Raw genomic sequence first — 14,283 nt, 5'->3', positions numbered from 1 at the left:
TCATTAGAAATGGCAGAAGTACAAGTACAAGAAAAAGGCGGAAAGGGAGGCAAAGTTCGTTCCAAGAAGCAAAATACCAGAGTCGATATGACTCCTATGGTGGACTTGGGTTTTCTATTGATTACCTTCTTTATGTTCACAACTACATTCAGTAAACCGAATGTTATGGATTTGGGTCTTCCGGCTAAACCGAAAGATGAAAAACAAAAACCACCTCCAACAGAAATTAAACTTTCTAACTCAATTTCTATTTTATTAGGAAAAAATAACAGAGTTTTTTGGCACCAGCAGGATGCAACTTCCTTGAATGACCAGACTCTTATGGAAACTACTCTTGATAGAGAAGGAATTAGAAAAGTAATTCAGCAGGCAAAATCTAGAGCTGCAGATCAAACGAAATTTACCGTGATCATTAAGCCAACTGACGATGCTATATATAAGAACTTTGTTGATATTCTTGACGAAATGGCAATTACCAAAAGTGAGCAGTACGGTGTTACCGATGTGAAGCCTTGGGAAAAAGCTATTTATGACAAGAAAGTAGGAGGTGCTGCTGCACCAGCTGCTGCTACAAAGTAATTTAACCATAAAATTGTATATCTAATCTATGGCAGATGAAAATGTATACGGTCAGAATCTTACTTTAGACGAGATCGTATTTGAAAATAGAAACAAGGAATATGGTGCCTATGATATTAGACATCAGTATCCAAGACTTTTAACAAAGTCTTTTATCATCGGAACAGCATTATTCCTTTTGGCAGCTTTGTCTCCGTTCATCTATCTTACAATTAAAAATCTTACAGCTCCGCCTAAGCAAGAAGTAAAGGCAGATCTTGTAGATATTATAGAAGAAGATCCGATTATCGAGCAGCCTAAGGACGAAGAACCACCACCACCTCCTCCTCCAAAAGAAGAAGAGAAAATTGAGGTGATTCAGAACGTAGTTCCTGAGCCTGTAAAAGCTCCGAAAATTGAAACTCCACCACCACCGATTTCTAAGCAGTTGGAAACTACAACTGGTTTGAATAATCAGGAGGGGGTAAAGGCTCCAGCTTATACGCCGCCGCCACCACCACCATCTACAGGTACTAAAGCTACTACTGTAGAAGTAAAAACGAATAACCCTAACGAGATCTATAAAGATGTTGACCAGTCTGCAGAATATCCTGGAGGTATGGGAGCATTAAGAAAGTTCTTGGGAGATAATTTCGATACTTCTTTAATGGAAGGAGGTGAAGGAACGCTTAAAGCTAAGCTGAAGTTCGTTGTAGAAAAAGACGGAACTGTTTCTGCAGTTACTATTGAAGAGAAATCTCCAAATGGCGACTTTAACAGTGAAGCTGTACGTGTAGTTAAGAAACTTAAAAAATGGACTCCTGCGAAGAGAAACGGGGAGAGCGTTAGATCTTACTATAGTGTACCATTTACTATGAACTTTGAATAAGACTTATTTATTCGAAATATAAATAAAAAGAGAAGCATATGCTTCTCTTTTTATTTTTTTTGGTATTTTTGTTACATGATGTTCAATTGGTTATCCCTGGTTACGGGATTGTTTTATATCGTTTTAGGAATTGTAGTGATTGTCTATAAATTCTTCTTTACTATTTTAGAACCTGCTATTGCCTACGCGTTAGGAGTAGTATTGATTATTTATGGTATTTTCAGAATTTACAGGGCGATCTCAAGAATTAAAAAATCGAGAAATGAAGAATAGTTTTAAGCTTGCAGTAATTTTTGTTTTAAGCATAATGCTTGCAGGCTGCAAAAAGGAGAAAAATGCTCCTTCCTATCATAAAGGTGATCTTACAATTTTTACTGACGAGTCCTTTCAAAGTGTTACAGAAGCATTAGCTGATGGCTATATGATCAATTATCCTGAAGCTCACATCAAAGTAGAAACCAAGAAAGAAGATTTAGGACTTCTTGATCTTCTGAAAGGGAATGCTAAGGCGGTAGTGATGTCCAGAAACCTTACTCCAGAAGAAATAAAAACATACGAGGAAAGAACAGATTTAAAGTTTCTACCTTCTAAATTTGCTGCAGACGCAGTAGTTTTTGTAGTTCCTAAAGATTCCCCGAAAGAAAGTATTTCAATGGAGGAAATCAATAGTGGACTAATGTCTGATAAAAAGGAATTTATCTTTGACGGAACCAATTCAAGTAATCTGAATTTTGTCGCTGAAAAATTTAAAAAACAGCCAAAAGATCTTCAATTTTCCATCATTCCCGGAAATCAGAAGATCATTGAGGAATTAGGAAAGTATCCGGGTAAAATAGGGGTTGTAGGGCTTAATACTTTTAGCCGTCCCTATGATAAAGCTTCAGAGAAACTCAGAGAAATGGTTAAAGTTCTTCCGGTTGTAGACAAAGGGAAACTTTATAATGCAGATTTTGAGGGGCTTCGTACAATGGAATATCCGTTTACAAGAGTACTTTATTTCCTGATAAATGAAGGAAATTTTAATATAGCAAATGGGTTTATAAGATTTTCATGTACTCATTTAGGTCAAAAAATTGTACAGAAAGAAGGTCTGCAACCTTATAATATGTATAAGAGAGAAGTTCAGATGCGTTAAAAAATATTAAATTCACAATTTAGTCTTATTAAAAATATTGATTTGGTCTGAAAATTGTGTAGAATATAACTCAATTATTAGAAAATATAAAATGAAAGATATAATGAATATGAATGTAAAGAAGATTGCTTTTGGAGCAGCCGTGGTATTTTTTGCTGGTTTTGCCTCTGCACAAACATTGCAGGATGGTATCAACAGTATAGACAGTGATAAATTTGCTCAGGCAAAAACGAATTTCACTGATATGATTGCTAAAGAACCTACAGCTGAAAACTACTTCTATTTGGGAAATACTTTCTTAAGACAGGGAGAGCCCGATTATGCTAAAGCAACTGAAAGCTTCAACAAAGGATTAGCTGCTGATGCAAAAAGCTATCTTAACAAAATCGGTTTAGCTGCTGTTAAATTAAGTAAAGGTGATAAAAGTGCTGTTGCTGAAATTCAGAAAGTGGTTACTGATTCAAGAGAAAAAGATGCTGAAGTTCTTTTCAGAGCTGCAGAAGCTTTAACTTTATTCGAAAAGAACAGTTCACCTGATCTTGCTATCCAGTTTTTAACTAAAGCGATTGAGAAAGCTGAGAAAAAAGGTGTTCCTGCACATTATTATTATACATTAGGAGATGCTTACAGACTAAAAAGAATGCCGGGAGAGGCTATGTCTGCTTATGATAAAGCATTACCTACTGCTAAAAATAAAGCTTCCGTTTATACAAGAATGGCAACTTTATGGATGGCTGCACAACAATGGCAACAAGCTAAACAAAATATTGATAAGGCTATCGGTGTAGATGCTACTTATGCTCCTGCATATAAAGCATTGGCTGGTTATGATATCAGATATCAGCAGAATGCAAAGGCTACACAAGACCTTATCAACTATACAAAATATGCTGATGAAGATCCATATACTCAATTAGAAATTGCAAAACTATACTTCACAAATGAAGATTATGCAAACTCTAAAATGGTATTAGATAAGATTTTTGATAAAATTGATGATCCTATTAAGTTCAAACTAAGAGCTTATAATGCATACGGAGATAAAAACTATGCGGATGCTAAGCAAAATATGGATACTTTCGTTTCTCAAGCTGAGAAAACAAGAGTACAACCTGCTGACCAAGGTTTACAAGGACTTATTGCTGCAGGTTTAGCAAAAGATGAGAAAGATGCTGCTAAAAAATCAGCTTTAATGGCGGAATCTCAGCAGAAAGTTGCTCTTGCAAAAGCGGCAAAAGATGAAACAATGAAGTGGGATCTTGAATTAGCTAACATCGCTGGTGGTGGAGGTGTTTCTCAGTCTGAAGTTGACAAAGGACCTACTAACCCAACAATCGAAGCGTTGAAAAAGCAGATTGCTGCTAATAATCAGGATTCTGATGCATTATTCAAATTAGCAACAGCTTATCAGGATATCAAAAACTGGAACGGAGCAATCCTTACATGGCAGAAAATGTCAGCTCTACTTCCTGATTGGGCTCCTGCTTATTACAGCCAGGGATATTCTTACCAACAGGCAGGAAACAATGATGCTGCAAAAATGGCTTACGAAAAATTCATCAGTACAGTAAAACCTGCAGACCAGGAAGCTAACAAGCAGACTCTTGCTTATGCGTACTTTGCTGTAGCTTATATGAATAAAGATACTGATCTTGCAAAAGCTAAAGATTATGTAGCTAAATCTTTACAGTTAGATCCTACTTACCAGGATGCTGTAAAATTAAATGCAGAGATCAATAAATAATTTAAAATGTAAATTATAGATATTAAAACTTCCCATTCGTAATGTTTGGGAAGTTTTTATTTTAAACTTATCTTTGATTATATGAAAACTGATATACTTGCTTTTGGAGCACATCCTGATGATGTAGAACTGGGATGTGGCGGAACTATTGCTAAAATGGTTTCAGAGGGTAAAAAATGTGTAGTGGTAGACCTTACAAGAGGTGAACTCGGTACACGAGGTACAGATGAAACAAGGAAGGCAGAAGCAGCGGATGCTGCTAAAATTTTGGGTCTGTCAGCAAGAGAGAACCTTGGAATGAAAGATGGCTTTCTGGTAAACTCTGAAGAGTACCAAATGAGGATCGTAAAAATGATTCGCAAATACCGTCCGGAAATCGTGTTGGCCAATGCAATTGATGATAGACATCCGGACCATGCAAAAGGAGCGAAATTAGTATCGGATGCGTGCTTTTTGTCTGGATTGAGAAAAATAGAAACTATAGAAGGAGGAGAGAGCCAGGAAGTGTGGAGACCTAAGCATGTTTTTCATTATATTCAATGGAAAGATATCAAACCGGAGTTTGTTATTGATATTTCAGAATTTCTGGATACGAAAATTGCATCTTGTATGGCTTATAAAACTCAATTTTATGATCCAGCTTCTAAAGAACCAGAGACTCCGATTACAACAAAAGACTTTTATGAGAGCTTAACTTACCGTGCTCAGGATTTAGGGCGGTTATCGGGAGTTGCTTACGCTGAGGGCTTTACGTCTGAGAAGTTAATTTCTTTGAAAAATTTTGATGGAATTGTTTGGTAGTTGAGGAAAATGCTCTATATTTGCACTCACAAAACGGTGATTGTAGCTCAGTTGGTTAGAGCGTCGGATTGTGGTTCCGAAGGTCGGGGGTTCGAGACCCCTCATTCACCCTAAATCAGCACATTTTCATAAGAAAATGTGCTTTTTTTATTTTATATTAAAAACACAAATCAGAGCAGTATGCCACTTTTTAGTGTGTTAATTTTTTTATAATGTCTTTAAAAAGTATATTTGCACGGTAATTATCAACATTATCGGGAATGAAAAATATCTACTTTTTACTTTTTATACTTAATTCTATTTTAATTTCATCAACGGTACGGTACGTAAATATAAATTCCAGTACCGGCAGCTCGCCTTACACTTCATGGGCTACAGCAGGTAATGACTTGCAGGCTGTAATCAATAGCAGTCAGATTGGAGATGAAATCTGGGTAGCCACCGGAACTTATTTTCCTACCAGAGATCCTTTTGGAAATACTTCTCCTTCAGATAGCCAGGATAAAACGTTTTATTTAAAAGATGGTATTTCAGTCTACGGCAGTTTCAATGGAACAGAAACATCTTTATCAGATCGAAACTTAAACAGTAATATAACGCTCTTAAGCGGCGACTTGGGAGTTTTAGGAACTGTAAATGACAATTGTTATCATGTTGTGCTGTTTTCCGGAAGCAGTACCAGTGCAATTGGTGTAAAGTTAGATGGATTTTCTATTGCCAATGGTTTTGCAATGGGTACTGTCAATAATAATGTAAATGGAAATGTTGCTTCAAGACTAGCAGGCCCGGCAATATATTTTATTAATGGGAATAATACTATTTCCAATAACAAGATTTATATGAATTCTGGTTTTTCTGGCGGCGGGATCTATACTTCAACCAGCAATAACATCATTTCTGATAATGAGATTTATAATAATAAAGCACATTATGATGGTGGAGGAGTGAGTGTATTTAAGGGAACAAATACCATTACCAATAACTATATTCATGATAACACTGCTACTGGCGATGGTGGTGGTATATATGCGGTATTGGGTGTGAATAATATAATTAGTAAAAATGTGATAGGTAAAAATAAAGGAGGAATCAGCCAGATTGATACTTATTATTACGGAGGAGGTGGAATTTACACGGAGAAAGGTTCAAATCTAATTGTGAACAATGTACTTTATGAAAATACTTCAAACTATATGGGTGGAGGAATTTTCCTTTATTATGGACAAAATAAAGTCATTAATAATACTATTTACAAAAACACAGGAACGAGGGGTGGTGGATTTTTTACCTATTTAGGAAATAATTTCGTGAAAAATAATATATTTTGGGGCAATATTAATGTGACGGATAATCAGCCTGGCGCAGATTACAAAAATCATAATGACTGGCCTGCTGAGAATTATTTCTACAATAACCTATTTCAATTACCACAAGGTTTTTATACCTCAGCAAACCAAAATTCTTTGTATGGCTATCCTAATAATATATTCCAGACTAATCCTAATTTTAAAGATGAAACCAACATCTTTGGAGCAGATGGCATTTTAAGAACTTCGGATGATGGATTGTCCTTGTTATCCAATAGTGTTGCAATCAATTATGGTCAGCTGACAGATGCACCAACAGATGATATTGCAGGAATGGTTCGAATGGGCAATCCTGATAGTGGAGCTTATGAATTGATGGGAAGTCTAGGGGTTTCTGAGTTAAAAATTAATCAGTTTAGAATTTATCCTAATCCGGCTAAAGATGTTCTGAATATAGAAACCAATGATAAAATACTAAAGACAGAAGTATTTAGTACGTCTGGACAACTCATAAAAACCACAAAAGAATCAAAGGTAGATATTTCGGCATTTCCATCAGGAATCTATATTTTAAATGTAGTGACGGAAAAGAAAATAATTACGGAGAAATTTATTAAGAAATAATTTACTTGTAAATCTTAGCCTATTTTTAGCCTTTCAAATCTTGAAAGGCTTTATTTTTTTTCAAAAGTTTTTCTCCCAGTACTTATGATTTTTTCTTCAACAGACACAATGGGTCTCTTTAAATTCTTGAAAATAAATTCATGGTTTGGTGATTGAAACTTTTATATTTGTTTTGCCAAAATCATGAGATGAAATTCTCTTTAAATTGACTCAAATCAAAACTATTAACATGAAAAAGTTCTTTACAATCCTTACCCTGCTATTTGTAATAAAATCCTACGCTCAATCTTATTATAAAAATCTGTTTGATGAGAAGCATTATGACATATCATTAGGGAATTCAGATAGCCCTGATCAGGGTGAGTTTTCTTGGGGAGTGCCAGCACATATGGAAGCATTAGTACTAATGTATGAAAAAACACACGATGTAAAATATGCTAAAAACTTAATAAGATGCATAGGGAATGTGATTGATAGGAGAGATGATCTTAGAGAACAGACACCAAGTTTAAATTTAAGCAATATTTCTGATTATAGAGATAGTATTGGTCCTGTATGGTCAACAAATCGTTATAATTTGATTGCAAATAATGGAAAACCTTATGGCCATTTAGCTCACAGTGCTAATATAACCTACCCCATGGCTAAGTTCGCAGCTATGGTTAAAAATGATACTACTATTCAAAATATATTGTATCAATCAGGTGGACGTTATAATGGTATGACTTTTAAAAATATTGCTGATGATCTTAAACAAAAGGTAAAAGAAACGCTTAAGTATCATAAAGATCAATGGCATGAGGAGCCATATCCTAATTCTAATGATAATATAGGGTATTATAAAGAAAGAGATTCTATTAATGTTAATAGCAACCCTCCATTAAAGTATAAGGGTGAAATTTTACCTTTTAATATGCAAAGTGCAGTTGGAAGAGTCTTTGTACAAATGTATAGAGCAACAGAGGATACCATCTATCTTACTAAAATACGTCAACTATCTAATTTTATAAAGTTAAATACTCAGCTTGATCCGAATCATGGCTCAAATATCTGGCCTTATTGGAACCATACTGTTTTACGTGATGATATATCCCATGCAGGCTTGACTGTAAGTTTTCCATATGAATGCTTTAAATATAATATAAAGAACAATGCCAACGATCCTCTTTATACATCTTTAGATATGGAGAGATATGTTAAAAGTTTTACAAAAGATATTTATCAGGGGCCTCTATCTATACATGATGCAGTGAATTATAACGGGTTGAAATGGAATATTAAATATCATACTATAAATGAGCTTCCTCCAGATAATAATACCAATTATGATGCATATGTTTCCTACATGTGGTTATATCTGTCCTCGGAATATGATAAAAAAATATATCAGACAATTGCAGATTTACAAGCTGCAAAAAATTATTATGATCATATCAATGTAGAAGGTTCGTCTTTGACATTGGCACTTTTAGCATATTATGAAAATTTTATTGTCCCTGTGAATACCTATCATTTATGGGGCGAAGATTCTGATTGGAGAGGGGTAGCAAAGGGTAATTTTGATGAGGATGATGAGGATGAGTTTGTAAAAATCAGGAATTATGACGGTTTTATAGGTACTTTGGAACCTTATGGTAAGAGTTTCCAACCTGTGACAAATAGTATAGCCTATGGTGGCTCTTATAATTGGAAAGGGCTGACTGCAGGTGATTTTTTTGGAAATAATAAAAGCGAAATTATTGCATTGAGTGATCATACAGATTTTAATAAAAATGGCTTTTATATTTTTAAAATTGAAAATAACCAAATCGTTGAGCATTCAAAATTTACAGGTTTTGGGGCAGAGTCAGATTGGGTAGGATTAGCCACTGGAAATTTTATCAGTGGAGGCAAAGACGAATTTATTGCTGTCCGGAATTATAACAAAGAAGTAAGACTATATAAATTTAATAGTACTGATCCTGAATTGGTCTATTTTAATCAGCTCAATCTCCCTGTAAATTCCAAAATTAAAGCGGTGGCCGCTGGTAATCTTGATGATGATCCAAAAGATGAAATTGTATTGTTGATTGATGCTGAAGATTATATGCAAAATGGTGTGTATGCTTATGATATTGATGATAATGGGGTAATGACACTGATTGATAAGTCTATTGGCTTTGGTGCAGCTTCAGATTGGAAAGGATTGGCTGTTGGAAATCTGGATGGTGATGGAGCTGATGAAATTATCGCTCATAGAAACTTTGATGGAGATTATAAAGTTTTTAAACTGAAGGAATCAAATGGCGTTAAATTTTTAGATAACATTGGTATTGAAAGCTTTCCTGTATTGCAAACCAAAGATAATGTAATGTGTTTTGGAAACTTTGATTCAAGCTCGCAAAATGATGAACTGGTTACCCTTAGAAAAGATGGAGGCATTGTAATGTTTTCTGCGGCAAAAGTTGTCAATACTCCTCCTAACGCTAATAAACAATCAGATCCATGTAAGAATGAGCTGCCAGAACTGTTGTTCAGCTTCCTGAATCCGGCTCATTTTAATAACTGAAGTTGTTCCGAAATACGTTTGAAATAATCACAAAAATAAAATATGAAAAAACTCTTTACAATTCTTATTGCGCTTTTTGCAATAAAATCTTATTCTCAATCAGGTTCCCAATCTTATTATAAACGTCTTTTTGATACCAGAGGTCTTGACCAATGGGATGGCAATTCAACAAGCCCGGATCAACTTGAGTTTGCCTGGGCGGTACCCGCTCATATGGAAGCATTGGTTTTGATGTATGAAAAGACAAAAGAACCTAAATATGCCAAAACCTTAATAAGATGTATAGGGAATGTGATTGATAGGAGAGATGATCTTAGGGAGCAGACACCAAGTTTAAATTTAAGCAATATTTCTGATTATAGAGATAGTATAGGTCCTGTTTGGTCGAATAATCACTATAATATACCAAAAATGGATTCGGGAGCAACCTATCCTCATCTGGTGCATAGTGCTAATATATTATATCCTATGGCTAAGTTTGCAGCAATAGTTAAAGATGATGATAGTATTAAAAATATAAAATATACTTCACCAGGTCGTTATTTTGATAAAACATTTAATGCTATTGCGGATGATCTTATACAGAAGATAAAAGAAACACTTATCTATCATAATGATCAATGGCACACTGAGCCTAATTCTAATCCTAATAATATTATAGGTTATTATAAAGAGCGAAATGATAATCCACCGGTAAATTATGCAGGAGTAATTCTACCATTTAATATGCAAAGTTCTGTTGGAAGAGTGCTAGTGCAGATGTATAGGGCAACACATGAGAATAATTATCTTATTCAGATTAATCAAATAGCAAATTTTATAAAATCAAATACACAACTTAATTCCGGTTTAGGATCTAATGTCTGGACATATTGGAAACATGATGACCTGCGTGAAGATATTTCTCATGCTGATTTAACGGCTGCTTTTCCTTATGAATGTAATAAGTATGGTATTTCAATCAATGGAAACCTTATTTATACCACTGCAGATATAAATGCCTATACTAAAACGTTGACAAAAGATATTTACATCTCTCCTTTACATATAAAAAACGGGGTTAATTATAGTGGTGAGAATTGGAATATCAAGCATAATACTAATACCTCTGATCCTACTGTGGCTATTAGATATGGTACTTATACAGCTTATTTATGGCTGTATTTATCTCAATACGATGATAAAACGCTATATCAAATAGTTTCAGATTTGCAGGCTGCCAAAAATTATTACAGTAATATAACGGTATTTGATTCTTCTATCACATGGGCTCTTTTATCAAATTTTGAAAACTTAGTTGTACCTGTAAATACAGATCATGAATATGGAGAAGATTCTGATTGGAGAGGAGTTGCGAGTGGTGATTTTAATGGGGATAGCAAAGAAGAATTTGTTGTCATAAGAAATTTTGATGGTTTGATAGAGACTTTGGAACCGCACGATAGAGGTTTTCAAACGGTCACCAGCAATAAAGTATACGGTGGTTCTAATAACTGGAAAGGATTGGCAGCAGGTGATTTTTTCGGAGATAATAAGAGCGAAATCATAGCTTTGAATGATCATGCAGATGCAAATGAAAATGGTATTTATGTTTTGAAAATAGAAAACGGAAACATTGTTGAGCATACGAAGTATACAGGATGGGGGGCTCAATCAGAATGGGTGGGTGTTGTTGCCGGAAATTTTATCAGCGGTGGAAAAGATGATGTTATTACCGTAAGAAATTTTAATAAAGAGGTTAGAGTGAATAAATTTGTTGGCACAGATATGCAATCAGTGTATGTAAATACGCTTAATCTGCCTACAAGTTCTAAAATCAAAGCAGTAGCATCAGGTGATCTTGATAAAGATGGTAAGGATGAGATCGTGCTTCTTGTTGATGCAGATGATAGTAATTCTATATATAATGGTATTCATGTTTATCGTGTAAACGATAGTGGTGTTCTCACAAAAATTACCCAATTTACAAATTGGGGCTCAGCTTCAGACTGGAAAGGTCTGGCTGTTGGAGATATAGATGCTGATGGTGCTGCTGAAATTATCGCTCACAGAAACTTTGACGGAGATTATAAATTATTTAAATTAAATGGGACTACCTTATCAGGCATTACCTCTGAAAAGTTTCCGGTTCCGCAAACCGAAAATAATATAATGTGTTTTGGGAATTTTGATCCAAGCACTAAGAATGAAGAATTGGTTACTCTTAGAAAAGACGGAGGTATTGTAATGTTTTCTGCTGCGAATGTTACAAACAAGGTAATTAACATGAATAACAGAAATGCTGATCCTTGTAAAAATGAGCTGCCAGAAGTGTTATTCAGTTTCCTGAAATCAGAAACCTTCAATAAGCAGGAGTCAAAAGAAATAGTATCAGTAAAATAAGAAAATCACTCACAGCAAATTTTAAATATAGATATTCATCATAATATTAAACGGGCTTTAGCCCGTTTTTTTATGTAACAATAAGTGTTTGTTGAGTTTTGATTATAAGGCACAAAAAAAGCATCTTTTTCAGATGCTTGTGTTTTTAGATATTCTTTTTTAAACTTCGTCGTCAGAATCAATAGTGAATGATTTGCTTTTGAAGTCTTTATCATGCTTTTCTGAAATTACATCCTCACCCTTTTCATTAATGATGAAATCTGTGGACTCATTAAACATCTCCTGAAAACTCTTAAAATCTTCCTTGTAAAGGTAAATTTTATGCTTCTCGAATGTAGCTTCCCCATTCTCTCCGAAATTTTTCTTACTCTCAGTGATTGTAAGATAATAATCTCCTGCTTTCGTCTCGCGCACATCAAAGAAATAAGTTCTTCTCCCTGCTTTTAACACCTTCGTGAAAATCTCATTTTCATGGCGTTCCTTGTATTCACTCATTGTTAGATATTTTTTAATCTTGTTAAGAACAAATATAAAAGAATTCTTTTAATCACAAAATTTTTTTTATGATTTATTTAACAATTGAGAACGAAATGGCTAAGCGGTTACAGAATTGGCAATTTCCGTAAGGTTGATAATTTGATCGGCTTTTTGAGCGCTAGACTCTCTGTGTGTGATGATTATGGAAGTAGCGTTACTTATTTTTTTATCGATATTTTCCAGAATATTCTGCTCCGTTTCGGTGTCTAAAGCAGACAGTGAATCATCAAAAATGATGATATTCGGGTCTTTAATTAAGGCTCTTGCAATGCATATTCTTTGCTTTTGCCCTCCCGAAAGCATGACTCCGCGTTCACCTACAAGTGTTTTATATTGCTCTTTAAACTCTTCAATATTTTTGTGAACATCTGCAATATTTGCATATTCTACCACTTTCTCATGAGAAGGATAATCAATGGCAAAACCAATATTATTTTCAATAGAATCGGAGAATAAATAACTCTCCTGAGGAATATATCCAATGAAGTTTCTGTAGTTGCTCAGATTATGATCTTTCAGATTTTTACCGTCAATCAAAATCTCACCTTCGCTGGGATCTATCAACCTGCATAAGAGCAGAGCTATCGTTGATTTTCCACTTCCGGTTTTACCCATAATGGCCAAAGATTCCCCGGCTTTAACTTTAAAGCTTAAATTATCCAGCGCTTTAATTCCTGTATTAGGATATACATAAGAGACATTCCTGAATTCTATATCCCCTTTGATAGGGTAGTTCTCAAAACTAGTATTAACGATTTCGGATTTCTTATCCATGAATTCATTAATTCTTTGCATAGATGCTTCAGCTCTCTGGTTCACGGAAGTTACCCATCCTACCATAGAGAACGGGAAGATCAGTGTGTTGATATACATGAAGAAATCTGCAATTTTACCAATACTTAATTCTCCTGCAATATATTTAACCCCTCCAATCCAGATAACAGCCACGTTCAATAGACCGATTACAAAGAGAATAATAGTAAAGAAATAAGCTTCTGTTTTTGCCAGATCCAATGCTTTGTTCTGATAATCAGTTACCTTGATTCCATAATTTTTTTCAATGTATTTCTCTCTGGCAAAGAACTTTACAACACGGATTCCAGAGAAGCTGTCCTGAACAAAAGTAGAAATCGCAGACTGGCTTTTCTGCATGATCTTCGACTTCTTATTAATGATTGAACTTACCTTATATATAGCATAAGATAAAATCGGAAGGGGCAGTAAAGTCCATAATGTCATATAAGCATCCGTCTTTATCATATAAATTGCGGTGATCAGCACAAGCACAATCAGGTTGGCTACATACATGACACCGGGACCAAGATACATTCTTACCGCCACAACATCTTCACTTAATCTGTTCATTAAATCTCCAATGGTGGTCTGCTTATAATCTGTTAAAGATAAATCCTGATAATGTCTGTAGATTTTATTTTTAAGCTCATATTCTATCCTTCTGGAAGCCACAATAATGGTCTGCCTCATCATGAAGGTGAAAACTCCGGTCAGCAGGGAACATCCAACAATAATTCCAACATAGATCAAAACCTGATTGTTGAAGCCAAGGTTGCCATTTTTTGTAAGCTCATCCACAGACTTTCCTACAAACTGAACCTTATATATATTAAAGAAATTACTGGCAATGATAAATAGTACCCCCCAAAACAAAAGTATTTTGTGTTTCCAAAAATAAGGGTTTAAGGTTTTTAGCGCTTTCATATAGTTTGACAAAATTACAAAAATGTCGTCACACTACGA

At 34.7% G+C, this 14,283-nt stretch carries 11 protein-coding genes and 1 tRNA gene; 10 read left to right on the top strand and 2 right to left on the bottom strand.

Annotated elements, in window-relative coordinates; translation table 11 throughout:
* Positions 1 to 9: 9 nt before the first annotated feature.
* The 10 genes from AC57AW_RS23465 to AC57AW_RS23420 all read left to right on the top strand — a co-directional run bounded on the left by AC57AW_RS23465 (position 10) and on the right by AC57AW_RS23420 (position 11,988).
* Positions 10 to 579 carry an ExbD/TolR family protein gene (locus AC57AW_RS23465; RefSeq protein WP_496353785.1) on the top strand — a complete coding sequence of 190 codons (570 nt, stop codon included), beginning with the start codon at positions 10 to 12 and terminating at the stop codon, positions 577 to 579.
* 28 nt (positions 580 to 607) lie between these two features.
* A complete protein-coding gene (locus AC57AW_RS23460) occupies positions 608 to 1,447 on the top strand; it encodes an energy transducer TonB (protein ID WP_318846348.1) in 840 nt (279 codons plus the stop codon).
* Between the two features lie 78 nt (positions 1,448 to 1,525).
* Positions 1,526 to 1,720: a DUF308 domain-containing protein gene (locus AC57AW_RS23455; protein WP_047388477.1), complete on the top strand. Its 195-nt coding sequence runs from the start codon at positions 1,526 to 1,528 to the stop codon at positions 1,718 to 1,720.
* The gene (locus tag AC57AW_RS23450) at positions 1,710 to 2,582 is read left to right on the top strand and encodes a PstS family phosphate ABC transporter substrate-binding protein (RefSeq protein WP_318846349.1); all 873 of its coding nucleotides are present in this window, start codon (positions 1,710 to 1,712) and stop codon (positions 2,580 to 2,582) included. Before AC57AW_RS23455 ends, AC57AW_RS23450 begins: the two co-directional genes overlap by 11 nt.
* Positions 2,583 to 2,673: 91 nt before the next feature.
* A complete protein-coding gene (locus tag AC57AW_RS23445) occupies positions 2,674 to 4,326 on the top strand; it encodes a tetratricopeptide repeat protein (protein WP_318846350.1) in 1,653 nt (550 codons plus the stop codon).
* 81 nt (positions 4,327 to 4,407) lie between these two features.
* Positions 4,408 to 5,127: a bacillithiol biosynthesis deacetylase BshB1 gene (gene bshB1 / locus AC57AW_RS23440; protein ID WP_496353784.1), complete on the top strand. Its 720-nt coding sequence runs from the start codon at positions 4,408 to 4,410 to the stop codon at positions 5,125 to 5,127.
* A gap of 35 nt (positions 5,128 to 5,162) precedes the next feature.
* Positions 5,163 to 5,238 (top strand) — tRNA-His (locus tag AC57AW_RS23435).
* 149 nt (positions 5,239 to 5,387) lie between these two features.
* Complete coding sequence (locus AC57AW_RS23430) at positions 5,388 to 7,058, top strand: right-handed parallel beta-helix repeat-containing protein (protein WP_496353783.1); 1,671 nt, start codon at positions 5,388 to 5,390, stop codon at positions 7,056 to 7,058.
* Between the two features lie 229 nt (positions 7,059 to 7,287).
* Positions 7,288 to 9,606, top strand: a complete 2,319-nt coding sequence (locus AC57AW_RS23425; RefSeq protein WP_496353782.1) for a hypothetical protein — start codon at positions 7,288 to 7,290, stop codon at positions 9,604 to 9,606.
* A 42-nt stretch (positions 9,607 to 9,648) separates the two neighbouring features.
* Complete coding sequence (locus AC57AW_RS23420) at positions 9,649 to 11,988, top strand: FG-GAP repeat domain-containing protein (RefSeq protein WP_496353781.1); 2,340 nt, start codon at positions 9,649 to 9,651, stop codon at positions 11,986 to 11,988.
* Positions 11,989 to 12,147: 159 nt separating this feature from the next.
* On the opposite strand, the gene AC57AW_RS23415 is transcribed toward AC57AW_RS23420, so the two are convergent.
* Together AC57AW_RS23415 and AC57AW_RS23410 are read right to left on the bottom strand one after the other, a co-directional pair.
* On the bottom strand, positions 12,148 to 12,483 hold the full coding sequence (locus AC57AW_RS23415; protein WP_034701927.1) for a DUF3276 family protein: 336 nt from the start codon (positions 12,481 to 12,483) through the stop codon (positions 12,148 to 12,150).
* Between the two features lie 99 nt (positions 12,484 to 12,582).
* Positions 12,583 to 14,244 (bottom strand): ABC transporter ATP-binding protein, encoded by a 1,662-nt coding sequence (locus AC57AW_RS23410; RefSeq protein ID WP_496353780.1) that lies wholly within the window; start codon positions 14,242 to 14,244, stop codon positions 12,583 to 12,585.
* Between the last annotated feature and the right edge of the window lie 39 nt (positions 14,245 to 14,283).

The sequence above is a fragment of the Chryseobacterium sp. BGA-UO-ETr-SB22 genome, assembly GCF_059567885.1.
Note: the sequence above shows the minus strand (reverse complement) of the source record. Positions and strands in the feature narration are given on the sequence as shown.

What these genes read in the sequence shown, in the direction of transcription:
- AC57AW_RS23460 (WP_318846348.1), top strand. Translation starts at nt 608, where the DNA reads ATGGCAGATGAAAATGTATACGGTCAGAATCTTACTTTAGACGAGATC.
- AC57AW_RS23430 (WP_496353783.1), top strand. Translation starts at nt 5,388, where the DNA reads ATGAAAAATATCTACTTTTTACTTTTTATACTTAATTCTATTTTAATT.
- AC57AW_RS23410 (WP_496353780.1), bottom strand. Translation starts at nt 14,244, where the DNA reads ATGAAAGCGCTAAAAACCTTAAACCCTTATTTTTGGAAACACAAAATA.
- AC57AW_RS23425 (WP_496353782.1), top strand. Translation starts at nt 7,288, where the DNA reads ATGAAAAAGTTCTTTACAATCCTTACCCTGCTATTTGTAATAAAATCC.
- bshB1 (WP_496353784.1), top strand. Translation starts at nt 4,408, where the DNA reads ATGAAAACTGATATACTTGCTTTTGGAGCACATCCTGATGATGTAGAA.
- AC57AW_RS23450 (WP_318846349.1), top strand. Translation starts at nt 1,710, where the DNA reads ATGAAGAATAGTTTTAAGCTTGCAGTAATTTTTGTTTTAAGCATAATG.
- AC57AW_RS23445 (WP_318846350.1), top strand. Translation starts at nt 2,674, where the DNA reads ATGAAAGATATAATGAATATGAATGTAAAGAAGATTGCTTTTGGAGCA.
- AC57AW_RS23455 (WP_047388477.1), top strand. Translation starts at nt 1,526, where the DNA reads ATGTTCAATTGGTTATCCCTGGTTACGGGATTGTTTTATATCGTTTTA.
- AC57AW_RS23465 (WP_496353785.1), top strand. Translation starts at nt 10, where the DNA reads ATGGCAGAAGTACAAGTACAAGAAAAAGGCGGAAAGGGAGGCAAAGTT.
- AC57AW_RS23420 (WP_496353781.1), top strand. Translation starts at nt 9,649, where the DNA reads ATGAAAAAACTCTTTACAATTCTTATTGCGCTTTTTGCAATAAAATCT.
- AC57AW_RS23415 (WP_034701927.1), bottom strand. Translation starts at nt 12,483, where the DNA reads ATGAGTGAATACAAGGAACGCCATGAAAATGAGATTTTCACGAAGGTG.